The 23,885-nt window shown below is 66.1% G+C and carries 24 protein-coding genes, 3 tRNA genes and 1 pseudogene; 11 read left to right on the top strand and 17 right to left on the bottom strand.

All coding sequences use genetic code 11. From position 1 onward, the window contains the following. The 7 genes and pseudogenes from MVF76_RS00525 to MVF76_RS00495 all read left to right on the top strand — a co-directional run. Nucleotides 1–208, top strand: a pseudogene (locus tag MVF76_RS00525) (recombinase RecA); the annotation flags it as partial. 22 nt (nt 209–230) lie between these two features. Further along, nucleotides 231–692, top strand: coding sequence for a regulatory protein RecX (locus MVF76_RS00520; protein WP_297526585.1), 462 nt, complete (start codon nt 231–233; stop codon nt 690–692). Nucleotides 693–795: 103 nt separating this feature from the next. Next, on the top strand, nt 796–3,435 hold the full coding sequence (gene alaS, locus MVF76_RS00515; RefSeq protein ID WP_297526583.1) for an alanine--tRNA ligase: 2,640 nt from the start codon (nt 796–798) through the stop codon (nt 3,433–3,435). A 99-nt stretch (nt 3,436–3,534) separates the two neighbouring features. Next, nucleotides 3,535–4,767 (top strand): aspartate kinase, encoded by a 1,233-nt coding sequence (locus tag MVF76_RS00510; RefSeq protein WP_297526581.1) that lies wholly within the window; start codon nt 3,535–3,537, stop codon nt 4,765–4,767. 195 nt (nt 4,768–4,962) lie between these two features. Further along, nucleotides 4,963–5,154, top strand: coding sequence for a carbon storage regulator CsrA (gene csrA / locus MVF76_RS00505; RefSeq protein ID WP_297526579.1), 192 nt, complete (start codon nt 4,963–4,965; stop codon nt 5,152–5,154). A gap of 77 nt (nt 5,155–5,231) precedes the next feature. Then, nucleotides 5,232–5,324 (top strand) — tRNA-Ser (locus tag MVF76_RS00500). Between the two features lie 602 nt (nt 5,325–5,926). Beyond that, a tRNA-Arg gene (locus tag MVF76_RS00495) sits at nt 5,927–6,003 on the top strand. A gap of 43 nt (nt 6,004–6,046) precedes the next feature. Here MVF76_RS00495 and MVF76_RS00490 read toward each other — a convergent pair. The 15 genes from MVF76_RS00490 to MVF76_RS00420 all read right to left on the bottom strand — a co-directional run bounded on the left by MVF76_RS00490 (nt 6,047) and on the right by MVF76_RS00420 (nt 19,676). After that, nucleotides 6,047–6,142, bottom strand: a tRNA-Thr gene (locus MVF76_RS00490). 323 nt (nt 6,143–6,465) lie between these two features. Continuing rightward, nucleotides 6,466–7,155, bottom strand: a complete 690-nt coding sequence (locus tag MVF76_RS00485; protein WP_297526577.1) for a TadE/TadG family type IV pilus assembly protein — start codon at nt 7,153–7,155, stop codon at nt 6,466–6,468. 22 nt (nt 7,156–7,177) lie between these two features. Then, nucleotides 7,178–7,642 (bottom strand): tetratricopeptide repeat protein, encoded by a 465-nt coding sequence (locus MVF76_RS00480; RefSeq protein WP_297526575.1) that lies wholly within the window; start codon nt 7,640–7,642, stop codon nt 7,178–7,180. Next, nucleotides 7,635–7,997: a DUF192 domain-containing protein gene (locus tag MVF76_RS00475; RefSeq protein WP_297526573.1), complete on the bottom strand. Its 363-nt coding sequence runs from the start codon at nt 7,995–7,997 to the stop codon at nt 7,635–7,637. The genes MVF76_RS00480 and MVF76_RS00475 overlap by 8 nt, the downstream gene beginning before the upstream one ends. Then, nucleotides 7,994–8,866, bottom strand: a complete 873-nt coding sequence (locus MVF76_RS00470; RefSeq protein WP_297526572.1) for a type II secretion system F family protein — start codon at nt 8,864–8,866, stop codon at nt 7,994–7,996. The genes MVF76_RS00475 and MVF76_RS00470 overlap by 4 nt, the downstream gene beginning before the upstream one ends. A gap of 168 nt (nt 8,867–9,034) precedes the next feature. After that, nucleotides 9,035–9,904 (bottom strand): type II secretion system F family protein, encoded by an 870-nt coding sequence (locus tag MVF76_RS00465; RefSeq protein WP_297526570.1) that lies wholly within the window; start codon nt 9,902–9,904, stop codon nt 9,035–9,037. Next, complete coding sequence (locus MVF76_RS00460; RefSeq protein ID WP_297526568.1) at nt 9,901–11,610, bottom strand: ATPase, T2SS/T4P/T4SS family; 1,710 nt, start codon at nt 11,608–11,610, stop codon at nt 9,901–9,903. The genes MVF76_RS00465 and MVF76_RS00460 overlap by 4 nt, the downstream gene beginning before the upstream one ends. 4 nt (nt 11,611–11,614) lie before the next feature. Continuing rightward, nucleotides 11,615–13,072: a type II and III secretion system protein family protein gene (locus tag MVF76_RS00455; protein WP_297526566.1), complete on the bottom strand. Its 1,458-nt coding sequence runs from the start codon at nt 13,070–13,072 to the stop codon at nt 11,615–11,617. Between the two features lie 40 nt (nt 13,073–13,112). Next, nucleotides 13,113–14,933: a Flp pilus assembly protein CpaB gene (gene cpaB, locus MVF76_RS00450; RefSeq protein ID WP_297526564.1), complete on the bottom strand. Its 1,821-nt coding sequence runs from the start codon at nt 14,931–14,933 to the stop codon at nt 13,113–13,115. 49 nt (nt 14,934–14,982) lie between these two features. After that, entirely contained in the window at nt 14,983–15,375 is a 393-nt protein-coding gene (locus MVF76_RS00445) for a hypothetical protein (RefSeq protein ID WP_297526562.1), read from the bottom strand. Then, nucleotides 15,372–16,073, bottom strand: coding sequence for a hypothetical protein (locus tag MVF76_RS00440; RefSeq protein WP_297526561.1), 702 nt, complete (start codon nt 16,071–16,073; stop codon nt 15,372–15,374). Before MVF76_RS00440 ends, MVF76_RS00445 begins: the two co-directional genes overlap by 4 nt. Beyond that, the gene (locus MVF76_RS00435; RefSeq protein WP_297526559.1) at nt 16,063–16,965 is read right to left on the bottom strand and encodes a hypothetical protein; all 903 of its coding nucleotides are present in this window, start codon (nt 16,963–16,965) and stop codon (nt 16,063–16,065) included. The genes MVF76_RS00440 and MVF76_RS00435 overlap by 11 nt, the downstream gene beginning before the upstream one ends. Before the next feature lie 32 nt (nt 16,966–16,997). Then, complete coding sequence (locus tag MVF76_RS00430) at nt 16,998–18,743, bottom strand: hypothetical protein (RefSeq protein WP_297526557.1); 1,746 nt, start codon at nt 18,741–18,743, stop codon at nt 16,998–17,000. 67 nt (nt 18,744–18,810) lie between these two features. After that, on the bottom strand, nt 18,811–19,068 hold the full coding sequence (locus tag MVF76_RS00425) for a pilus assembly protein (protein WP_297526555.1): 258 nt from the start codon (nt 19,066–19,068) through the stop codon (nt 18,811–18,813). Nucleotides 19,069–19,217: 149 nt separating this feature from the next. Next, nucleotides 19,218–19,676 carry a hypothetical protein gene (locus MVF76_RS00420; RefSeq protein ID WP_297526553.1) on the bottom strand — a complete coding sequence of 153 codons (459 nt, stop codon included), beginning with the start codon at nt 19,674–19,676 and terminating at the stop codon, nt 19,218–19,220. Nucleotides 19,677–19,755: 79 nt separating this feature from the next. Here MVF76_RS00420 and MVF76_RS00415 point away from each other — a divergent pair, with 79 nt between their 5' ends. Then, nucleotides 19,756–20,640 carry a Tll0287-like domain-containing protein gene (locus MVF76_RS00415; RefSeq protein ID WP_297526551.1) on the top strand — a complete coding sequence of 295 codons (885 nt, stop codon included), beginning with the start codon at nt 19,756–19,758 and terminating at the stop codon, nt 20,638–20,640. A 13-nt stretch (nt 20,641–20,653) separates the two neighbouring features. Next, on the top strand, nt 20,654–22,030 hold the full coding sequence (locus MVF76_RS00410; RefSeq protein ID WP_297526550.1) for a serine/threonine-protein kinase: 1,377 nt from the start codon (nt 20,654–20,656) through the stop codon (nt 22,028–22,030). 13 nt (nt 22,031–22,043) lie between these two features. Here MVF76_RS00410 and MVF76_RS00405 read toward each other — a convergent pair whose 3' ends face one another. Next, nucleotides 22,044–22,451: a phage holin family protein gene (locus tag MVF76_RS00405; RefSeq protein ID WP_297526548.1), complete on the bottom strand. Its 408-nt coding sequence runs from the start codon at nt 22,449–22,451 to the stop codon at nt 22,044–22,046. A gap of 313 nt (nt 22,452–22,764) precedes the next feature. On the opposite strand from MVF76_RS00405, the gene MVF76_RS00400 reads away from it, so the two are divergent. Further along, on the top strand, nt 22,765–23,157 hold the full coding sequence (locus MVF76_RS00400; RefSeq protein ID WP_297526546.1) for a hypothetical protein: 393 nt from the start codon (nt 22,765–22,767) through the stop codon (nt 23,155–23,157). Nucleotides 23,158–23,197: 40 nt separating this feature from the next. Here MVF76_RS00400 and MVF76_RS00395 read toward each other — a convergent pair whose 3' ends face one another. Next, entirely contained in the window at nt 23,198–23,413 is a 216-nt protein-coding gene (locus MVF76_RS00395; RefSeq protein WP_297526544.1) for a hypothetical protein, read from the bottom strand. Nucleotides 23,414–23,601: 188 nt separating this feature from the next. Between MVF76_RS00395 and MVF76_RS00390 the strand changes: the two genes are divergently transcribed. After that, a complete protein-coding gene (locus MVF76_RS00390; protein WP_297526542.1) occupies nt 23,602–23,808 on the top strand; it encodes a hypothetical protein in 207 nt (68 codons plus the stop codon). The last annotated feature ends 77 nt before the right edge of the window (nt 23,809–23,885 follow it).

Genomic DNA, 23,885 nt, shown 5'->3' with positions numbered 1-23,885 from the left:
CGAGGGCATCGTCGACAAGTCCGGCGCCTGGTACAGCTACAACGGCGACCGCATCGGCCAGGGCAAGGAAAACGTCCGCCAGTTCCTGAAGGAAAACCCGGACATGGCGGCCGAGATCGAGGCCCAGCTGCGTGCCCGCCTGCTGAACAGGCCGGTCGCGGCTGCCGAGGCCGACGAAGAGGCCCCGGAGGCCGAGACCCTCAACTGATCCCTGCTGCCAATCCCTCCCGATGGACGGGCAACCATCACCCGGGGACGAACAGGCGGAGGTGCGGGCCGCCGCTCTCCGCCTGCTGGCCCGACGGGAGCACAGTCGTCTCGAACTGGCCCGCAAGCTGCGACAGCGCGGCCGGCCCGAGGCGCTGGTTGCGCAGGTGCTGGATGAACTGGTCGAGGCGCGCCTGCTCAGCGATGCGCGTTTCGCCGAACAGTATGTCCATTCCCGTGCCGGTCGTGGCTATGGCCCGGTGCGGATCCGTGCCGAGCTGCGCGAACGCGGCGTGTCCGAGGCCGATATCGAGGCTGCCCTCGAGGCCGCCGAGGCCGACTGGGGGCAGCTCGCCGAGGCCGCGCGCCGCAAGCGCTTCGGGCAGGCCCTGCCCGAGGATTTCCCCACTCGCGCCCGGCAAATGCGCTTCCTGCAGAACCGGGGCTTCGATGCCGATCAGTTGGCTTGCATGTTTCCCCCCTAGTGAAACATGCGGGCTGGCCGCCGCCCTTTCCGGCGAGTGACGCCGACCGGCCCTTGCGGTAAGCTTCGCGCATTGCAAATCAACTCATTAACCCCAGTTTCCCATGACCAGCAGCGCCGACATCCGCACCGCGTTCCTCGAATTCTTCCGGTCCCGTGACCACGAGATCGTCCCCTCCAGTTCGCTGGTGCCCGCCAACGACCCCACCCTGCTGTTCACCAATGCCGGCATGGTCCAGTTCAAGGACGTGTTTCTCGGCAAGGAGACGCGGCCCTACACCCGGGCGGCCAGCGCCCAGCGCTGCGTGCGGGCCGGCGGCAAGCACAATGACCTGGAGAACGTGGGCTATACCGCGCGGCATCACACCTTCTTCGAGATGCTGGGCAACTTCAGCTTCGGCGACTACTTCAAGCGCGAGGCCATCCGCCACGCCTGGGAATTCCTCACCGGCGAGATGAAGCTGCCACCGGAGCGGCTGTGGGTGACCGTCTACGAGGAGGATGACGAGGCCGCCGACATCTGGCTCAAGGAGATCGGTATCGATCCGGCGCGCTTTACTCGCATCGGCGACAAGCCCGGCGGCCGGCGCTACGAGAGCGACAACTTCTGGTCCATGGGCGACACCGGTCCCTGCGGCCCTTGCACCGAGATCTTCTACGACCATGGCCCCGAGATTCCCGGCGGTCCGCCGGGCACTCCGGAGGAGGACGGCGATCGCTACGTCGAGATCTGGAACCTGGTGTTCATGCAGTACAACCGTGACGCCAGCGGCGAGATGACGCCGCTGCCAAGACCCTCGGTGGACACCGGCATGGGTCTGGAGCGGCTGGCGGCGGTCATGCAGGGGGTGCACAGCAACTACGATATCGACCTGTTCCGCAACCTGATTGCTGCCGCGGCCGAAATCGTGGGCACCGAGGACCTGTCCAGCAGTTCGCTCAAGGTCATCGCCGATCACATTCGTTCCTGCGCCTTCCTCATCACCGACGGCGTGCTGCCGTCCAACGAGGGCCGCGGCTATGTGCTGCGGCGCATCATCCGCCGGGCGGTGCGCCACGGCTACCGGCTGGGCGCCAAGGACATCTTCTTCCATCGCCTGGTCGGGCCGCTGTGCCGCGAGATGGGCGATGCCTATCCCGAGCTGGTCGAGGCGCGGCCGCAGGTGGAGCGGGTGCTGCGCCAGGAGGAGGAGCGCTTCGCCGAGACCCTCGACCAGGGCATGAAGCTGCTGGAGGAGGCGATCGCCTCGCTGGACGGCAAGGTGATTCCCGGCGAGACGGTGTTCCGCCTCTACGACACCTATGGCTTCCCGGTCGACCTCACCGCCGACATCGCCCGTGAACGCGGCTTGAGCATCGACGAGGCCGGTTTCGAGCGCGAGATGGCGGCCCAGCGCGAGCGTGCCCGCGCCGCCAGTCAGTTCGGGGTCGACTACAACGCCGAGCTCAAGGTCGAGGGCTGCACCGACTTCACCGGCTACGATCACGAGCGCGATCAGGCCCGGGTCACCGCGCTGTTTCGCGATGGCCAGCCGGTCGAGCGGCTGGAGGCGGGCGAGCAGGGCGTGGTGGTGCTGGACCACACGCCCTTCTATGCCGAGTCCGGCGGTCAGGTCGGCGATACCGGCGTCATCGAGGGTCCGGGCGGCCGCTTCGAGGTGCAGGACACGCGCAAGCAGGGCGGCGTCCACACCCACATCGGGCGGCTCGCCGAGGGCAGCCTGGCGGTGGGCGAGACGGTCACCGCCGAGATCGACGCCGAGCGCCGCGCGGCCATCCGCCGCAACCACTCGGCAACCCATCTGCTCCATGCCGCCCTGCGCCGCGTGCTGGGCGACCATGTCCAGCAGAAGGGCTCGCTGGTCGGCCCGGACCGGCTGCGCTTCGACTTCACCCATTTCGAGCCGTTGACCGAAGACGAGCTGGCACGCATCGAGGAGCTGGTCAATGCCCAGATCCGGGCCAATGCGCCGGCCGAGACCCGCATCATGGACATCGACGCCGCGCTGGAGGCCGGCGCCATGGCCCTGTTCGGCGAGAAGTACGGGGACAAGGTCCGGGTGCTGTCGCTGGGCGACTTCTCGGTGGAGCTCTGCGGCGGCACCCACGTCAGCCGTGCCGGCGACATCGGCCTGTTCAAGATCGTCTCCGAGGGCGGCGTGGCCGCCGGCGTGCGCCGCATCGAGGCCGTCACCGGCGACCGCGCCCTGGCCCATGTGCGTGCCCGCGAGCAGGCCCTGCGCGAGGCCGCCGGCCTGCTCCGCGGCAGCCCGGACGACGTGCCGGACAAGGTTGCCCAGCTGGTCGAGCGCAGCCGCGCCCTGGAGAAGGAGCTGGAGCAGCTCAAGGCGAAGCTGGCCAGCGCGCGCGGCAGCGATCTGGCCTCCCGGGCCGTGGAAATCGACGGCATCAAGGTATTGGCCGCGCGGCTGGACGGGGCCGATCCCAAGTCGCTGCGCGATACCATCGACCAGCTCCGCAACAAGCTCGGTGCCTCGGCCATCGTGCTGGCCACGGTGAAGGACGGCAAGGTGGCACTGGCCGCCGGTGTCAGCAAGGATCAGACCGGCCGCATCCAGGCCGGGGCCCTGGTCAATGCGGTGGCCCGGCAGGTGGGCGGCAAGGGCGGCGGCCGGCCGGACATGGCCCAGGCCGGCGGCAGCGAACCCGAGAACCTGGATGCGGCCCTGGCCAGCGTGCCCGACTGGGTGCGCAGTCAGCTCGCCGCGACCGCAAGCGCCTGAGCGGCATGTTCCGCCCGCGCGGTTCCCTCCCGGCTACTTTTGGTGTTTAATTCCCGGCTTTGCGCGCTCCGGGGAGCGCGTTCGCGTGGATAGAGGCCGATGGCTCTGATCGTGCAAAAATTCGGTGGCACCTCGGTGGGCTCGCCCGAGCGCATCGAGGCCGTGGCCGACAAGGTCCTGCGCTACCGCGCGCAGGGACATCAGCTTGTGGTCGTGGTGTCCGCCATGAGCGGAGAGACCGACCGCCTGATCGGTCTGGCGAAGGCCATCACCGACCGCCCACCGCCGCGGGAGCTGGACGTGCTGCTGTCGACGGGTGAACAGGTCACCATCGCCCTGCTGGTCATGGCGCTGGAGAAGCGTGGCTGCCCGGCACGTTCCTACACCGGCAGCCAGGTGCATATCCTGACCGACAGTGCCCACAACAAGGCGCGTATCCAGGAGATCGACGACGCCCGTGTGCGCGCCGATCTGGATGCAGGCCGCGTGGTGGTGGTGGCCGGCTTTCAGGGTGTGGATGCCGAGGGCAACATCACCACCCTCGGTCGTGGCGGCTCAGACACCACTGCGGTGGCGCTGGCGGCGGCCCTCAAGGCCGACGAGTGTCAGATCTTTACCGACGTCGATGGCGTCTATACCACCGATCCGCGGGTCGTGCCCGAGGCGCGACGGCTGGAACGCATCACCTTCGAGGAAATGCTGGAAATGGCCAGCCTCGGCTCCAAGGTGTTGCAGATCCGCTCGGTGGAGTTCGCGGGCAAGTACAATGTCCCCCTACGGGTGCTGTCTTCCTTCGAGGAAGGCGAGGGTACCCTGATCACCTACGAGGACGAACAGATGGAAAACGCGCTGATCTCGGGCATCGCCTTCAATCGTGACGAGGCTAAGATCACCGTGCTGGGCGTGCCGGACCAGCCGGGCATTGCGCATCGCCTGCTGGGTGCCGTGGCCGACGCCAACATCGAAGTGGACATGATCATCCAGAACATCGCGCCTGATGACCAGACCACCGACTTCACCTTTACCGTGCACCGCAACGACTACGATCGCGCGCTGGAACTGGTGCGCAGGGTGGCCGGCGAGATGGGCGCGCGCGAGGTCTCGGGTGACAACCGCATCGTCAAGATTTCCCTGGTCGGTGTGGGCATGCGTTCCCATGCCGGCATCGCTTCGACCATGTTCGAGGCCCTCGCTCGGGAGGGCATCAACATCCGCATGATTTCCACATCCGAGATCAAGATTTCGGTGGTGGTGGATGAAAAGTATCTGGAACTCGGCGTGCGCGCGTTGCATGATGCCTTTCATCTCGACCAGGCACCGCAATCCGCTTGACTGGCGTTCGCCTTGCGGCGATTTCGATGGTTTCATCGCGCCAAGTAAATCAACAATAAAAACAATCAATTAGTTAAGGGACTGTAGTTTCGGACAGGGATGCCGACAACTAGGTTGGTCGCGCTCGCCTGCGTGTCGGGGCGTGCCGTCCGAATGGATGACTGGGCTGGAAGTGCAAGTCAAGGAGATACAAACATGTTGATTTTGACCCGACGGGTGGGCGAAACGCTGATGATCGGCGACGAAGTGACCGTCACGGTGCTGGGCGTCAAGGGCAATCAGGTGCGCATCGGCGTCAACGCCCCCAAGGAAGTCGCGGTGCATCGTGAGGAGATCTACGAGCGCATCCGCCGCGAACAGGAAGAGGACGGCAATGCCGTTGGCTGAAGGAGACCTGGAGCGCTTTACCTGTGCGATGGCCGACGGTATCCTACGTCTCCGCTGCGTGCAGTGCTGCTGCAGCTGGAGAGATGGCCGAGCGGCTGAAGGCGCTCCCCTGCTAAGGGAGTATGGGGTTAAAAGCTCCATCGAGGGTTCGAATCCCTCTCTCTCCGCCATATAAAAAGGGGGCCCAGCGGGCCCCCTTTTTATATGGCGGAGAGAGAGGCCCGATGAGAAGCCTTCGGTTCGAGCCGAGCGAGCGCAGCGAGCGAGACGACGCCGCAGCGCAGCGGAGGCGCCCTGAAGGGGTGAGGCGCGCAGCGCCGAATCAATCCCTCGCCAAGGCGGCCCGGTTTGCGGAAGAGGGTAATCGGAGTCTCCGGGGCCCCTTTTTATATGGCGGAGAGAGCGGCCCGATGAGAAGCCTTCGGTTCGAGCCGAGCGAGCGCAGCGAGCGAGACGACGCCGCAGCGCAGCGGAGGCGCCCCGAAGGGGTGAGGCGCGCAGCGCCGAATCAATCCCTCGCCAAGGCGGCCCGGTTTGCGGAAGAGGGTAATCGGAGTCTCCGGGGCCCCTTTTTATATGGCGGAGAGAGAGGCCCGATGAGAAGCCTTCGGTTCGAGCCGAGCGAGCGCGGCGAGCGAGACGACGCCGCAGCGCAGCGGAGGCGCCCCGAATCAATCCCTCGCCGGTCGAAACTGATTCCTGGCCGAAGGTGACCGGAATCGCCGGGACCCTTGCACAACGCCCGAATTTCTGGATAATTTCCCGCTCCCAAGCGCCCGTAGCTCAGCTGGATAGAGTACCTGGCTACGAACCAGGCGGTCGGAGGTTCGAATCCTTCCGGGCGCGCCAAATGGAACGACAGACCCGCCCCCTAGGCGGGTTTGTCGTTTCATGCGCCCGGAAGGGTTCGAACCTCCGACTTCAAACGGTGTTCGACCAGCGCCGGAGGCGCGCAGATCGGCCGCAGGCCGCTAATCCTTCCGGGCGCGCCAAATGGAACGACAGACCCGCCCCCTAGGCGGGTTTGTCGTTTCATGCGCCCGGAAGGGTTCGAACCTCCGACTTCAAACGGTGTTCGACCAGCGCCGGAGGCACGCAGCCCGGCCCGAGTCCGGCTGCAAATCCGCCATCATCCGCAGCCCCTGGCGCAATATGCGGGCCATGCGGCGGGTGGATTCCTGCCACTGACGGGCACGGAACTCGGCGCGCGTTACCGGCTGCGCCAGGGTGGCACGCTGGAGATCGAGACCTTCCAGCCCTGACGGCTGTTCCCCGCGACAATCCACGGGGTCCGCTTCGCAGAGTCTTTGTCTATCGGCAGTCGGTATCGTAGCTGGGATCTTCCCAGGCCGGCGTCTGCATCCGCACCAGCGCCTGGGCGACGATGGGGAAGCGTCCCTCGGCATAACAGGCCCGACGGAAGCTGCCCAGCTCCGGCGCCTGCCAGCCCCGGGGCGGGTCGGGGTCGGGGCGTACGCCCATCAGCCGCTGGATCACCTGCGAGATGAAGGGCGTGTACATGGGATAGCAGTAGGTCACCCGCAGCTTGAGCAGGTTGGCGTCCTGGATGTTGACCTTGGCGCGCATGTTGCGCGCCGAGCGATAGCGCAGATGGTCGTTGGGGATCACCAGGCCCTTGAAGCGCCCCATGGGATCGCGGATGCCGTAGGCACGGAAGGCATCGGGTGCGGGGTTGATGCGTTCGATGCAGACCTTGCCGCCCTGCCGGATTTCCGCAAGCACCCGGTCACGCGCGGCCTGCACCGCGCTCACGTGCTGGCGACGCCCGGCGCTGGCCTCGAGGCTGGTATAGAGGGGTGCCAGGCCGCGGGCCAGGCCGTATTCCACGGCCTGACGGTCGGCATAGTTGACGGCGCCCGCCCGCGCGGCCTCGAAGGCGGCGTAGTTGAGGGTGTTCTTGGCGTCATAGATGAGCGCGAACTGGATGATGCCCAGCAACAGCAGCAGGGTCACGAACAGGATGATGACGGTCTCCACCATGGCCTGTCCGCCGTGCCGGCGCTCATTCGGTCTTGGCAGCGGCATCGGGCTCGAGGATGTTCAGGACCTGCTCTGCCAGTTCCAGCGCCCGCGGTTGCAGGGGATCGTCCGGGGGCAGGGACTGGGCCATCTGGGTGAAGGCATTGGCGGCCTGGCGCAGGCGGGTGATGCCGATGTTGTGCCAGGCACGGCCATCGCGCGGGTTGAGGGTCAGGGCGTGCTGCCAGGCAGCGACGGCTTCTTCCGGCTGCCGGAGTCGGGCATGCACGTTGCCGAGCCGGAACCAGAGTTCGGGATCACGCGGAACCCGGCGGGTGAGGGTCTGGTAGGCCGGAAGCGCCTGTTCCCACTGCTCGGCCTGGTAGGCGGCCGCGGCCTCCCGTTGCAGATCCATGAGATCGGTGGAGCGCACCGGCGCAGTGGCCGGGCAGCCGGCTAGCAGGCTCGCCGCCAGCAGCAGGGCCGGCAGTCGCAGGAGATCAGTCATGCCAGATGGCCTCCATGTCGGGGGTCAGTCCCAGCCGGTCGACCGCGCCGGCCGGCATTTCCAGTACCGAGGCCGCAGCCAGGCACAGGCTGGCACGCCAGGGCCGCAGGTGACGCACCAGGCGCCGAATTCGGCCCCGACGGTCGAGGTAGGCGAGGTCAATGGCATAGCGCATGCCCAGGCTGTGCACGGCGTTGCAGGGCGTGATGAGCAGCCCCTCGGCCTCCTTCAGCGGCGCCCGGCCGAGCAGGCCGCGATTGCGTTCCAGGAAACTCTCCGTGCGCCAGACGGTATCGAGCCGCGCCTGTCGGCCGTCCGCGGCGGCGAAGGTCAGGCTGCCCCGGCGCACGGTCACTGGTGCAGGAACTTCATCGCGATCGGGAAGCCGAGCACGATGAAGGTCACGGGAAAGATGAACACGATCAGCGGGAAGATCAGCTTTACCGGCGCCTGCATGGCCTGTTTCTCCGCACGCTGGAAGCGCTCGGACCGGCGCTGCTCCGCCTGCACCCGCAGTACCGCCGCCATGCTGGAGCCCATGCGCTCGGCCTGGATGACGGCATTGACGAAGCTGGTGACATCGGGGATGTCGAGGCGGTCCGCCATGCGCCGCAGGGCGTCGGCGCGCTTGACGCCGGAACGCACGTCGCGCAGCACGGTGGCGAACTCGTTGCGCAGTGCGCCTTCCGGGGCCTTCTGCATGGCCTGCTGCAGGGCACCGGTCAGGTTCAGTCCGGCCTCGACCGCCATGGTGATGAAATCCAGATAAACGGGCAGGGCGCGAATGACATCGCGCTCGCGCCGCTGGCGGGTGTCCTTGAGCCATACCAGCGGGAAGAAATAGCCCCCTGCGGTGGCCAGCAGCAGGATCAGCAGCGGCTGGCCGGCATGCAACGAGGCGACCAGTATCAGTGCCAGCAGCAGGCAGATAATCGCGGAGACGATGCGCAGCGCGACGAATTCCTCGCCGGTGAGGAGATAGGATGCCCCCGTCTTTTGCAGGTGTTCCTCCACGCTGTCGAGGTAGCGATTGCTGTACAGCGGGGTAACGGTGTCCGCGACCAGCCGGACCAGCGGCCAGATGATCCGCAGCATGGGCGGCAAGGGGTCCATCCAGGCACGGTCGGTGGCGTCGACCTCGGGTGTCATGCGATCGACGAAGACCACCATGAGCAGGATACTGCCGCCGGCAGCCAGGGCACTGAGATAGATCAACAGCTCCATTGCCAGTTGCTCCTAGCCCGAAAGTTGCACGAAGCTGCCGGATGGATGTGCGTCTGGCGCGCAGACGCCGGCAGAGCGGTGCGGGAGTAAACCGCTACCCGCTGATACAGGAAAAATATTCTTTGTAACCATCGGTATATCCCAAGTTCTCGGCGGCTTCGTGCCGGGCTAGACATCGATTCGCGTGATCTTGCGTATGAAGACATAGCCGAGTACCTCCATGACCACGATCACTGCCAGCGTGGCCCAGCCGGCCGGGGTAGTGAACATCAGCCGCATGGCGTCGGGTTCCAGGAAGAACAGCAGCAGGCCCAGCAGGACCGGCAGGCCGGTCATGACCAGGCCCTGCATGCGGCCCTGGGCGGTGAGACTGTCGATCTTGCCCTCCATGACCGCCTTGCGGCGCAGGGTATCCGCCAGCCGCTCCAGGATCTCGCCCAGGTTGCCGCCGACTTCGCGGGCGATGCGCAGGGCCGAGGTGAACATGCGGAAGTCGTCCAGCGGCAGGCGCCGCTCCATGTTTCGGAGCGAGGTGTCGAAGTCGACGCCGAGTCGCTGTTCACGCATGAACAGCATGAATTCCTGGGACAGGGGCGCGGGTTGTTCGCGGATCAGGTTCTCCAGGGCGATGTTCAGGCTGACGCCCGCATTCAGCGCGCTGGAGATCAGGCTGAGTGCATCGGGGAGCTGTTTCTCGAAGGTCCGCAGGCGGTGCTGGCGCATGGCCCGGTAGACATAGAAGGGCACGAACATGACCAGTGCCATGACCGCCAGCGCGATCAGCAGGTCGCCGGTGACCAGCAGGGTGAGCGCGGGCAGTACCAGGATGGCGACCACGTTGACCAGGAACAGCTGCTGTGGATCGATGAACAGGAACATGTCCTCGAGATTGGTCCGCGCGGTCTCCTTGAATACCGATTCGTAGTCGTCCCAGACTTCCTCACCCTTGCGCGCGGCGACCAGGCCCAGCGCAAACACGCTGGTGAAGAACAGCAGCGGCGACAGCAGCAGGAGGAGGGCGGCGGGATCCAGGCTCATGACGCGAAGATGCTCATGTCCACCGGGATGCCACGCTCGCGCAGGTCCTGGTAGAAGTGCGGTACCGAGCCGGTGGCCTCGAAATGTCCGAGCAGCCGGCCCTCGCTGTCGAAGCCTTCCTGCTTGAACAGGAAGATGTCGTTGAGCTGAACGATGTCGCCTTCCACGCCCGTAACCTCGGTGATGTGGGTGACGCGGCGAGAGCCATCCGAGAAGCGCGTCTGCTGCACGATCAGGTCTACCGCCGAGGCCACCTGCTCGCGGATGGCGCGCACCGGCAGCTCCATGCCGGACATCATGACCATCACCTCAAGGCGGGAGATGACGTCGCGTGGCGAGTTGGCATGCACAGTGGTCAGCGAGCCGTCATGGCCGGTGTTCATCGCCTGCAGCATGTCCAATGCCTCGCCGCCACGACACTCGCCAACCACGATGCGGTCGGGGCGCATGCGCAGGCAGTTCTTGACCAGGTCGCGGATGGTGATGGCGCCCTTTCCCTCGAGGTTGGGCGGTCGTGATTCCAGCGACACCAGATGCGGCTGCGCCAGCTGCAGTTCGGCGGCATCCTCGACGGTGATCACGCGCTCGGAATGCGGAATGAAGTTGGACAGCACATTGAGCAGGGTGGTCTTGCCCGAGCCGGTACCGCCCGAGATGATGATGTTGCAGCGCTGCTCGACGGCCGTGCGCAGCAGCCTGACCATGGGCTCGTTGATGGAGCCGAAGCGGATCAGATCGCTGTCCTCCAGCTTCTTCTTGGAGAACTTGCGGATGGTGATCGTGGGGCCCTTCAGTGCCAGCGGCGGGATGATGGCGTTGACGCGCGAGCCGTCCTTGAGTCGGGCATCGACCATGGGCGAACTCTCGTCAATGCGCCGGCCCAGCGGGGTGACGATGCGTTCGATGGCGGACATGACAGCGGCATTGCTGGAGAAGGTGACCTCGGAACGGGTCAGCTTGCCCTCGCGTTCCACGAAGATATCGTCATGGGCGTTGACCATGATCTCGGTGACGGCCTCGTCCGCGAGCAACTCCTCCAGTGGCCCGAGGCCGATGGCCTCGTTGAGCACCTCCCGCTTCAGTCGGTCGCGGTCGATGTAGTCGGGCAGTTCCGCGGCATGGGCACCAAGGACCTCGTCGATCATGGCCTCGACGCTGTTGCGCAGCTCCTCATCGTCCATGTCGGCCACGTCGGTACGACGCAGGTCCATCATGCGCAGCACGTCCTGGTGAAGCCGGTTGCGCCACATGGCCGTGCGCTGGCGGTTGATTTCCTCCTCGCTCGGCCGGGCATCGGCACCGTCCTCGCCGCTGCCGGCTGCGGCGGCGGGTCCGAAGAAGGTTTCCACTGTCCAGTCGCTGCTCTCCGGCAGTTCCTGGTAGTTGCTGACGACCTCCTCGGCATCGTCGGTCGACACCGCGCCGATGCGGAATTCGTAGGCACCTATGCTGATGATGTCGGCACCGCGCAGCGGCCCGTAGTACTGGACCTTCTCGCCGTTGACCTGGGTTCCGATGCCCTCGCTGGTGTCCTCGATGTAGATGCCCTTGTCGGTCATTTCGATCCGGCAGTGAACCGGGGCGATGCGCCAGCCGCGGATCTGGATGAGGTTGTCCCGGGACTTGCCGATGGTGCACTGCTTGATCATGCAGCGCACCCGCTTGGTGGTCTTGCCCTTGTCCGTGATGACGATGATGTCAAACATGTTCTCAGTCCAGTATGTCGCCGTTCTTCTCGATGTTCTTCAGGAAACGGGCGCGCAACTGGTCCGCGCGCTCGAGCTGGGCCCTGTTGACCGGGGAATCGGCGTCATACACATAGGGTGTGATGAAGATGACCAGATCGCTGTGGCCGTTGCGGAAGTTGCTGGAGCGGAACAGCGCACCCAGGATGGGCAGATCACCCAGTCCGGCCAGCTTGGAGACATCCTCGGCCACCTCTCGGTTGACCAGGCCGCTGATGACCAGGGTCTGCCCCTGCTTGAGACTGACCTCGGCGCTGGTGCGCCGGGTGCGGAAGCCGGGCGTGTTGTCCACCGCAGTGGACTGGTCGATGCTGCTGACCTCGGTTTCGACCTTGGCGCGCACGTTGCCCTTGTCGTCGGCGGTCGGCTCGATGTTGAGGATGATGCCGAACTGCTTGTACTCGATGGTGGTGGTGAGATCGGGCCCGGGCACCGGCACGGGCACCTCGCCGCCGGAGAGAAACTCGGCCTTGCCACCACTGGCTGCGCTCAGGGTGGGGGAGGCGAGCAGCAGGGCATCGCCGTTGGAGATGGCCAGGTTGATGGTCGACGAGATCTGGGTGGCGAGGCCGAAGTAGCCGATGGCCGATGTGGCGGCCGTCTGGCTGGTCACGCCCGACAGCACGCTGCCTGCAAGCGCGCTGAGGTCGCCCTTGCGGGTGAAGTCGACGGCGACGCCGGCCGCGGGCCCGGGGAAGCTGGTTTCCCAGGCGATGCCGAGATTCTCCAGCCGGCTGGTGTTGAACTCGGTGATCTGTACCTTCATGTACACCATGCGCTCGGGCTTCACCAGGTCGGTGCGCACCAGGTTCACCACGTTGGGGAAGTTCTTGATCACGGATTCGATCAGCTTGGCGGTGGGCTCGTCGGCCTGTCCCTCCACCACCGAGAACTTGCCGACCTCGCGCACCTGGATGCCCGGGATGTTGGCCAGGATCTCCTTCAGCGGGATGCGGTCGTTCTGCACCGTGAGATCGATCAGCTTGTAGGTGGCGTTGATCTTCTCGATCAGTGCCTTGCCGTCGCCGTCTACCTTGCCCTCGACCACGATGTTGTTGCCTACCCGGCGCAGGGTCACGCCAGGCAGGTTGCGCAGGGCGGAGCGTGCCTCGGAAGAGGCCTGCAGCGTGTCCTGCTTGGCGATGCTGATCTTGTATACCCGCTCGCTGCCGTCGGTGAGCCAGACCCGCATTTCGGTCTCGCCCTCCTTCTCTGCCAGCACCAGCAACTGGCCGTCCTCGAGGATGGAAGTGCTCAGCACGCCGCCGTTGCCGACGGCGACGCGCTTGATCTCGCCCAGCGGCAGGACCTGCATGTCGCCGACATAGAGTCGCAGCAGGCTGTCAGCCTGGGCTTGCAGCGCCCAGGCCATGAACAGCACAAGCAGGATGCCCAGCAGGCTTCGGTTGATGGTGTTTTTCATCTGTCTTTCCCGTTTTTCGATTTCTTGTTCCACGACCGGATCAGGGCATCACCGGAATCTTTCGGACGTTGGCGACGCCATTGTCGCTGTCTCCGCCGACGATGTAGTCCACTTCGTACAACGGGGTGGTGGCGGTGATCTTCGGCGCGACACCGGCACGGCGCACATTGCGTGCCGTCAGCCCCTTGAGCACCTTGCCGTCACGGGTGGTCACGCTGCCGTCGGGGTGGACGATCACGTCCTTCGGATCGACCACGGTGCCGTCGGGGAGCACCAGCTTGCCGTCCTCGCGCAGGGTGGCGCCCTCGATGATGGCACCCGAGGCAGTGCGGATGGTGCCGTCGGCATCGGCGCGCAGGCTGCCGGCCGCCTCGCCGGCCTGGATGCCCTTGAGCACCTTGCCGTCACGGGTGGTCACGGTGCCGTCGGGATGGATGACCACGTCCTTCGGGTCGACCACGGTGCCGTCGGCCAGTACCAGCTTGCCGTCCTTGTCGAGTCTGGCCCCGGCCAGCACGGTGCCGTCGGCCGTGGTCACCGAGCCGTCGGCATTGCGGGTCAGGGTGCCGGCTGCCTGGGTAGTGCCCACGCCCGCCAGCACCTTGCCGTCGCGGGTGAGCACGGTGCCGTCGGCACGCACGACCACGTCCCTGGGATCGACCACGGTGCCGTCGGGCAGGACGATCTTGCCGTCCTTGTTGAGCTCGACGCCGGTCAGTACCCGGCCGTCGGCGGTGGTGACGGTGCCGTCGGGGTTGACGGTTACGCCACTGGTGCGGGTGCCCGGGGCACCCGCCACCACCGTGCCGTCGGCGGTGATCAGGCTGCCGTCGGCGGCGACACGGACCCGGTCGGGGTCGACCACCTTGCCGTCCGGCGTGATCAGCTGGCCCTTGTCGTTGACCTGCAGGCCGCGGCCGGACAGGACCACGCCATCGCGGGTCATCAGGGTGCCATCCTCGGCCACCACCAGCTTGTCGCCGGCGATCTTTCGCCCGTCGGCCGTGATGATGTTGCCGTCGGCGTCGCGACGCACCTCGCCGAGCTGTTCCGTGCTGGCACGCACCGCCGCGGCCTGGGCGAGGCGTTCGGCGTTGGAACGCAGATCCGCAGGCGTGACGCGGGTGAAGCCGGAACCGCTGTCGTCCTTGCGATTGCGCAGCACGGCCAGCAGGTCACCCTTCTCGCGCGCGGTCGCCAGCACCGCGGCCTCGCGCGGGGTCACGTTGAGGGTGAGGGTGGTGTAACTGTCATCCGGCTGGGCGGCAACCCCGCCCCGCAGCAGGCGCACCTTTTCCTCGTAGTCGCGGGCGGCGTCGCGGCCGGTGGCCAGCACCTCCACGTTTTCGAGCAGGGGCATGACCTGGTGACTGTCGTCCTTCTCGTCCACGGCACCCGGCGGCAGCAGGGCGAACAGGTCGATGCGGTCACCCGGACGGACGAAGCCGGACACCGAGTTCACCTCGTCGACCTGTATGGTCATGGCACGGCGCTTGAGCGGAATGGTATCGGAGAAGTCCAGGGGAAACTCGCGCGCCACATAACTGCGCATCAGCGGCCGTCCCGAGGCCAGGTTCTGGTTCAGCACCTGGCCGTCGATTTCCTCGAACTGGCTCGGGCGTACGGCATTGTCATCGACATACTTGGCCGGGACACTGCGCACGGCGAGATTGCTGGCGTTGAGCTTGTCGCCCTTGACCAGGTCACGCGAGGCGACGACGACCTCGACCATTTCCTCGTGTGGCGTGAGCTGGGCACGCAGCTCGGCCTCGCGGGCCTTGAGATAGAGGAAGGAGAGCAGGGCGGCCAGTGCGCCGAGGCCCAGGGCGATGAGCAGCAGCTTGAGGTTCTTCTTGTCCACGTTTCTTCTTGTCCCCGTCGGTTTCGGTGAGTGCGGTCGGATCGGCCGGCTACAGCCCGGGCAGTGGCGGAGGCCAGCCGGGCAGGTGCTGCAGCGGCTTGCCGGCATTGGCGGGATCGAATTGCGACAACAGCTTGTCGGCCTGTTCCAGCTGGCTGACGAACTGGCTCAGCTTCTGCCCCCCGGCGGCGAGCTGCGGCTGCAACGCCGGATACTTGCCCAGACGCTTGTAGTAGGCCGCAATCTCCTGCAGATCGCCCGACTCGGGGATCTCCGACAGCGAGACGGCATAGCTGTAGCCGCGCTGCTTGTCGACCACGCCCTGGCGCAGTTCCTCCACCGAGCCCGGCCCCGCCGCCAGCAGGGCGGCCGTGAGCGCGGCCAGGATGACGGTGTACTCGACCATTGACTGGCCGCCCTGGCGGCCTGCGTTGCGGTTCATGGCAGGAATCCCTCGCTGACGTCGCTGGCGATGACGGAAGTTCGGTCCTCGACCCGGTTGATGGTAACGGTCACGTTATGCGGTCCGCGCTGGAAGTAGAGCACGCGGCCCTGCTCGCGTGGCGCCACCGCCTCGTCCATCACCGTGGTGTAGCCCTGGCCCTCGTAGTGGCGGCGATAGAAGCGGGCATTGCTGGCCACGGAGAAGTCGTTCTGCAGTTGCACCAGGCGGCCGGTCTTGCCCGCATCGCGGCTGTTGCTGATCGATATGAGATCGCTGCCGCTCATGCGCGGGAAGTCCGTGTGGCGTGGCGCGGGCTGGTAGCGGCCGCTGCTGAGGCGCTCGGGCAAGTCGCTTTTGCTGAGCAGGCCCTCGCTGCCGTCGGCCTCGTCCCGGACCTGGACATTGAGATAGTGGCCATCGTCGACGGTGCCGACCATACGCCAGGGCGGCGCTTCACTGACCGCGGCGTCTTTGCCCCAGAGCTTGCGGTAGAAATCGATTACCTGTTCGGCCTTGAGGTCACTGCGGAAGCGGCGGATGGCCAGCTGCATGCCCAGCGCCGTGGTCTCCCCGGCCACCAGTTCCACCCGGCTGTCGGGCGGGGGCGGGAAATCGTCGCGCGCCTGGGCCGCCAGCGCGAGGCCGCCGAGGGCCAGCAGCAGGGTCAGGGGCAGGCGTCGCGGCTCAGTATTCACAGTAGCCTCCCGGACAGGACACCGAGCGGGTATCGGGCGACAGCTTGCCCGGCGGCACATCGTCGGTGGGCATGATGCCGAACTGCAGATTGTTCGGCCCAAGTTCGGGGCTGAGCAGGATGGTCGAGGCCAGGGACTGGATCGGGATCCAGCGATTGAGGATGGGGTCCAGCAGGGCGCCGGCCACCAGTCCCCGCGACTGGCGGTTGGCATGCTGTACGCCGCCCGCGGCCCAGCCATCGGTGAGCAGGGCGCCGCGCGCGGTCATGACTAGGTTCAGGTCCTGCAGGAACAGCGGGGCGCGGTTGGCCTTCTTCAGCGGTGTCCAGCGCGGGGCGTTCTCTGCGCGCATCGCCACTTCCACACCGAAGCGGCCCCGGTCGTTGACGGCATCGAAGCCGCCGTCCACGCCCAGCGCCCCGAGTGCGCCGGCAAGGGCGCGGGCCAGCTTGTTGAAGGCGGTGAGCACGCCGCTGAAGATGCCGGTGGGGTCCGGCGTGCGTCCGGGGCCGACGGCGGAGACGGGGCGGTTGGCGGCGGCCAGGTACATGGGTGTGCCATCGTGATAGCGCCACAGCGGTCGCAGCTCGGACTGGGCCAGGCCGCCACGGTCGGCATGGGTGTCCAGCGGCAGCGCGCTGTTGCCATAGTGGCGGCGTTCGGCCTCCAGTGCCACATCGCGCAAGGGCTTGACCGGTCGCTGGGCACGGCTGACGGCGCTGAAGCCGGAAGACTGGTCACCGGCACGGGCATAGTGCGCGGTGTATTCCCAGGTGCTGTAGCGGGCCGAGGCCACTGCCGCGTGTTTCATGTCGATGTACTTGCCCACCGCCGGCACGATCAGGAACAGCGGCACCAGCACGAAGGCAGCCGAGATCACGAACTCGGTCATGGCCTGTCCGGTTTGTTGTCGTCGGTCGCGGGTCATGGCGTGGGCAGCAGGCTCACCAGCCGGTTGAGACCATTGAAGGCGGCATTGACGTCGCGCGGCAGCCAGGGCTGGCGCTGCTGCATGGCCAGGGCCATGGTGCGGTCCAGGTAGCTGGTATCCACCAGCCGCGCATCCCAGTAGGGATTGAAGGTGTTCGCCAGTTCCAGCTTGCCGTCACGGCGCCGGAACCAGGGCAGGTCGTTGGGGCGGCTGAAGTACACCTGGGCCTTGCCCAGCACGGCCAGCTGGTCGGCGGCATAGTCGGGATCGAGCCGGAAGCGGCCGCGGGTGGAGGTGTCGACCAGGTGTTCTTCTTCCTTGACCAGGCCGATCAGCACATAGGGCGCCTCGATGCCGAAATGCAGCTTGCCGTCGATGCGCGCCGCGAAGGGCTGGGCGCGGGTGTCCATGTAGCGCGGCAGGCCACGGTGGGCCGGATACACATTGTTGGTCTGCATGGCGAGATAGGGATTGCCGTTGCCGGGCCAGGGCAGGGGCCAGGCCCAGACCGCCGCGTAGGCGGGGATGGCGGTATGGCCGTATTCCTGCTCCGGCATGGTGCCGCCCAGGTATTTCGGCAGCACGTCGCGTGGCTGGAAGGTAGAAATGTCATCGCCGGCGTCGGCCGCTGCGCGGGCCGCGCCGATGCCGTGCGGCGGTCCGCCGGCATAGCGCTGGTTGAACAGGGTCACGCCCAGCACCACGATGCGCAGCCGGAAGCGCGAGGTGGCCTGTACCAGGTCCACCGCCGACCAGTTGTAGTGGGTCTCGCGCCCCGCCTTCACGCCGCGGACATCGGTGCCGCCCTTGCGTTCCATGTGCACCGAGAAGTTGAAGTTGATGCAGAGGATGCAGCGATTGGTGAGCGGGATGTTGCCGGCATTGATGTTGATGTTGATGGGCGGCATCAGCGGGATGGCCCAGCCACCGGCGCGATTGTCACTGAAGGGATCGCGCGAGGCGTTGACCATGGCGGCGAAGCGGGCCATGCCCGCCTTCTGGCTGGCATCGGAGGGCGACAGCCGCTTGCTCAGCCGCCGCTCGACGAAGCTGTCCCAACTGTGGCTCTGGCGATAGCTGGAGACATAGTTGTCCCCACGCTTGCGTATGGCAAGGTTCTCGAAATAGGTGGTGTAGTGGCGGGCCAGGGCAAAGGCCCCGAACCAGGAGAGCTGGGCCTTCTTCGCGTTGTTGCGGATGCTGTCGTCCAGGGCGCCGATGGTGAACATGAAGGTGGCCGTGTGCATGGCACGCTGTGCCAGGCTCAGGCCGCGGTTGAGCGCGGCATAGGCGCGGGTGAACAGGCGGGTGAAGGCACGGGTGCCCTGGTAGACGATGTTGCCGGTGATCTGCAGGGCGGTGATGATGCCCTGCAGAACGGCACCGATGGGTGCCAGTGGACTGGCGAGCAGGGCCTTGATCATGGGCCCGTAGTAGATGTCGAGGAAACCCGGCACCGAGCGCACCATGGCCGCCCATGACATCAGCCCCACCAGCTGGCCGATGGCCACCTCGTTGGCGATCATGGCGCGGTTGATGTAGGCGGCAAAATTGAGGTCGCGCGCCTCGGCCAGTGCCACGCCGTAGGCGGAGGCGTCGGCCGCGTTCTGGAGCTGCATCTTCTCGCTGGTCAGGATGCCGTTGGACACCAGCATCAGCCCGGCAAGGATGCCGACCACGGTGAGCAGCAGGACGAGCAGGATCGCCTGGCCTGACTGACGTCCGCCAGGCGATCGCATCCTGTCCCGGTCAGGTCCGGGCATCATGAACGAAGCAAGGGTGAGCGCTTCGGCCGGAAGACACCGGTCAGTTGGACTGACCGGTATAGTCGCTCAGCGTCTTCTTGTCCGAGGCCGCGCCGGCCGCAGCCTTGCCGGCATCATCCGCTTTCTTGAGGCTGGAGGAGCCGTCTTGACCCGCCAGTTCCTGCGTCATGGCGCCCATCTGGCCGCGGATGGTATCGCCGAACAGGCCGTAGACGGCGATGGCGGCAATGGCGATGAGGGCGACGATGATGATGTACTCCGTCATTCCCTGACCCAGTTGACGGAAACGGTTGCGCATGGCGAGTTCTCCTGCATGTCGGTCGGGGGGATGATCTGGACGGGGGCGGCATGGAGACATCGCCACCCCGACGCGAATTCCAACCCCCCCATGGGATCCGCGTCGTCCGGTACGGAACTGGACCAAGCATAAATCGTGCCCGTCAAAAATCAAGCACCCGTGTTCGGCGTGGCCATCCGCGCGTGTCCGAAACGGGCGACGATCAGGCCCGCGAGGACGCTGCCGACGAAGGCCGCGAGTGCCGGCAGCCGGCCCGGTTCCATGAAGGCGAGCAGGAGCGCGGCCGAACTCATGGCAATGAGCAGGGCCTGACCCAGCGCCTGACTGCCGGCGGCACGCGCGGCCAGCCACGCCGGCAACAGGGCCGCGACCAGCAGCACCACGAACAGCAGCGCCAGATGCGGTGGGGCGGTGAGGTGGGCGTGCAGGGCGAGGTTCAGACAATCCGCCTGGCGTGCCGGTTCGGCCACGCGCGCGCAGGGGGCCAGCGCCTCGGCCGGCAGGGTCAGGGCGCGGCGGTAGGCGGCGTACATGAACAGACCGCCGAGCAGCAGGCTCTGCACCAGGGCGGTGAGGAGGGTATGGGCGAACAGGCGGCGCGGTGTCACGGGATTCTCAAGAAGCTGGCAGGATATCCGCTATAGTGTACTATCCTGCTGAAAACACGAACAATCACAAAGGGTGGTCATGACACTGAGGGTTCGTTTCAACCTGATCCTGATGCTGGTTACCGCGGCCGGCCTGGTCGCCGCAGCGCTGATTTCCTATCGGGTGTTCGCCGAGCATACCCGCGAGGAGGTGATGGAGTCGGCCAACATCCTCATGGAAAGCGCGCGCGCGGTGCGTCGCTACACGGTCGAGGAGGTACGCCCGCTGATCGCGCAACTGCAGGAAGGCGAGTTCCATCCGCAGACGGTGCCGGCCTATGCCGCGACCCGCTACGTTGAACACCTGCAGAAGAAATATCCCGACTATGCCTACAAGGAGGCGGCACTCAATCCCACCAATCCCGTGCATCGTGCCACCGACTGGGAGGCGGACATCATCGAGTATTTCCGCGGCCACCCCGATGCCAGGGAACTGGTCGGCGAGCGGCAGACGCCGACCGGGCCCTCGCTCTATTTCAGCCGCCCCATCCGCATCACCAACGCGGCCTGCCTGAGCTGCCACTCCACGCCGGATCAGGCACCGGCCGCCATGGTGAAGAAGTACGGTTCGGTCAACGGCTTCGGCTGGAAGCTGGACGAGGTGGTCGGCGCACAGGTGGTCTCGGTCCCCCAGGCCGGGCCACTGGAGCGAGCGCGCGACAAGTTCCTGCTGTTCATGGCCGCACTGATCGGTATCTTCATCCTCATCGCCCTGGTATTGAACTGGCTGCTGGGGCGGTACGTCATCCGCCCGGTGGCGCGCATGTCGGCCCAGGCCGAGCGCATTTCCACCGGCGATACCGAACTCGAGGAACTGCCCGCCGAGGGCAATGACGAGATCTCTTCGCTGGCGCGGTCCTTCAATCGCATGCAGCGCAGTCTCGACAATGCCGTGCAGATGCTGAACGAAACCATGCAGCGCTGAGGCGGACGGCCGCATGTCTGCCCTGCCCGAACAGATCGGCAAGTACCGGGTCCAGGCCCTGCTGGGGCAGGGCGCCATGGGTACCGTGTACCTCGCCCAGGACCCGGACATGGAACGGCGGGTGGCCATCAAGGTGGTGCATCCGCACCTGGCCGCGGGTGAGGGCAACCAGGACTGGCGCGAGCGCTTCCGCCAGGAGGCCCGCGCCGCTGCCCGCTGCCTGCACCCCAACGTGGTTACCGTGTTCGATTTCGGCACGGACGGGGCCAGCGACTATCTGGTAATGGAATACGTGCAGGGCGAGGAACTGCGCTTTTTCATCGAGACCGGTCACCGATTCGCCCTGCACGAGATCCTGCACATCGCCCGGGAGGTGCTGGCGGCGCTGGATCACGCCCATGCCAAGGGCGTGGTGCACCGCGACATCAAGCCGGCCAACATCATCCTGCTCGATACCGGCGGGGTGAAGGTGGCCGACTTCGGCGTGGCGCGCATCGACGCCTCCGAGCTGACCCAGGCCGGCAACATGGTGGGCACGCCGTCTTACATGGCGCCGGAAGGCCTGCGCGGCGAGCAGGTCACCGCCGCCGGCGATCTCTATTCGGTCGGCATCGTGCTGCTGGAGATGCTGACCGGGCGCAAGCCGGGGCCGGAGGTGGTGTTCGGGCACAAGGTGAGCGCCTTTGTCGACGAGGCCTTCGACAGCGAGGCCGCGCGCGAGCTGCCGCCACGACTGCGGGGCATACTGGCGCGCGTTCTCGCCGCCGATCCCGAACAGCGGCCGGAGTCCGCGCTGGGGCTGGCGCGCCAACTGGAACAGGTGGGCGCCGAAGTGGCTGGCGAGCGCAACGCGGTGGAGACCTTGTCCGAGACGGTCATCGCCCGCGAGCCTCTGCGCCGACCCGAGCCCGCAGCGAGCCCAACCGCAACCTGGCCGGCGGAGCTGGTAGATCGCCTGCGCAGCCGGCTGGCGACCCACGTCGGGCCACTGGCCGCCTTCATCGTGAACCAGTCACTGTCCAACGCCGGCAGCGTGACCGAGCTGGGCGAGCAGCTGGCCGCCCGCATCCCCGCCACCGAGGGTCGGGAGCAGTTCCTGGCCTGGTTCCACCGCTGCGCACTGGAACACGCCTGTTCTGGCGAACACGGGGTTGCCGACGGATCGGCCGCGCCTGCGGAACCCGAGGCGCCCGCCTTCTCCCCGGATGGCGAGGAACTGGATCGCATCATCCGTCTCTATGCCCGCCATGTGGGTCCCATTGCCCGGCGCATGGTGGAAATGACCCTGCCCCGGGCCATGACCCGAGAGGCTTTCATCCAGGCACTTTGCGAGCGCATCCCCGATGAAGCGGAACGCCAGGCGTTCCGCCGTGCCCTGACCTCGAGCTGAGCGGGTCGGTGGCTCAGAACGCCATCGGCGGCGTGCCGGGCTCGATCGTGACCCAGTGCACCGTGCCCATCATCCCGAACTGAAGCAGGATCATTGCCGCAACACCCAGCAGGGCCATGATCAGGGCGCCCAGCAGCGCACTGGCGAAATCGCGGACCTCGAAGCCCGGTACCAGCCGCCCGGTCAGCCACAGGATGAAGGCGTTCACCAGCAGCGCGAACAGGCCGAAGGTCAGCACCGTCAGCGGCAGTGTCAGGACCCACAGCAGCGGACGGATGAGCGCGTTCATCAGGCCCAGCACCAGCGCGGCCAGCAGCAGGTCCGTGCCCGAGCGGATGCGAATGCCCGGCACCAGCAGGCTGGTCAGCCAGAGGCCGAAGGCTGTGAGCAACCAGAGCAGCAACAAGCCGAGCAACATCATGGGGTATCACCTTCCTGTGGGCCACAGGTACATTGCGCCGCTCGTGCCGGTGAACCGGAGCAGGGTGGCGGCGTGGGTGCCTTTCACATCCTGCACCCTCGCTCCCCGAAAGGTCAAATGACTTGAAACGGTTGGCGGTCGACACCATATGGGGTCGGCAGATGTCCCAGTTGCGGGGCCGGACACCGGTGCGTCGCGCGTCGGCGGAAGCGTATCCGTCACCATTTGCGACCGGAATGGGCCGCGACTACGACAGTCATCCGGGCTGTGTCGCAACCCGCTCTCTTGCCAACCGGATTTGAGGAGAACAGCCATGTTTCAACCGCTCACGATTCCCTTTGGTGCCGTGATGCTGTTCAACGTTGTCAAGCTCAAGGAGGGTGTCAGCCGCGAGGATCTGGAGCTGGCGCTGGGTGAGATGTGCAACGTGGTCAAGAATACCTACGGCGATGAAGAGGGTGGTTTCATCGGTGGCCAGGTGTTCAAGTACACGGGGTTCGTTTCGGAGCAGGGCTCTTTCGACTCCAAGCAGTCAACCGATGATCATGTGGCCATCGTCACCTACTGGAAGTCCTTCGAACATCATGAGAAGTCTCATGCTGACCATGTGTTCAAGGAAAAGTTCGAGGCGCTCAAGCAGTACTGTACCGAAACCTACGAGATCGGTTACGAGATGCTGTGGCAGGGTGAGCCCGAGGACGAATGACCGGACCCAGGCCGCGCGGGGCTTCCGCGCGGCCGGACAGTCAGGCTGCCCGGGACTCGGTCACCGAGCGGGTGAAGGTGTACTCGTCGCCCTTGCGGGTGACCGTGATGCCGGTGCGGGGAAAGGTGTGGGATTCGCCTTTGGCCAGGGTCACGGTATCGCCGGCCACGGCCACGAAACCGCGCTCGCCCACACCGCAGTGGACCACGCCCAGCTTGTCGTAGTGACGGGGTTTCAGGGTCAGGGTTTCGCTCATGGCTTGTCCTCCTTGGATGATTGTTGACGAGCGGGATGATGGGGTGTGCAGGGACTTTTTCAAGAGCGAAAAACCACCATATTTTCATGGTCTTGAAATGATTTTGGCCCGGTGGCGCGGCGGGTATACTGCGCCTTCCGGTCCTGAACGGGATGCTTGCGTTCACTGTCAACAGAGGAGGTCCGAAAATGACGGGTACCTACACCAACAAGGCTGACCCCTTGCTGCGGCGTGCGTCCGACAAGGGCTATCGCATCGGCTGGAAGTACAAGTACAAGTTCGAGCGGGGCCATTTCGACGAGGAGATGACCTATGGCGAGGCCGAGAAGAAGGCGGCCGAGCTGGCGGCCAAGGAGCCGGACAAGGTCTTCTGGCCGGAAATGATCATGGAATGATGCCTCCCGCCGGCGGCCCTGCGGCCGCCGGCATCCCGCCCTCGCCCCCGGCATCGCTATAATCCCGCCTTTCTCCG

This window comes from Thiohalobacter sp. (genome assembly GCF_027000115.1).
Taxonomy (GTDB): Bacteria; Pseudomonadota; Gammaproteobacteria; order Thiohalobacterales; family Thiohalobacteraceae; genus JALTON01.
This window is presented reverse-complemented; position numbering and strand designations above follow the sequence as displayed.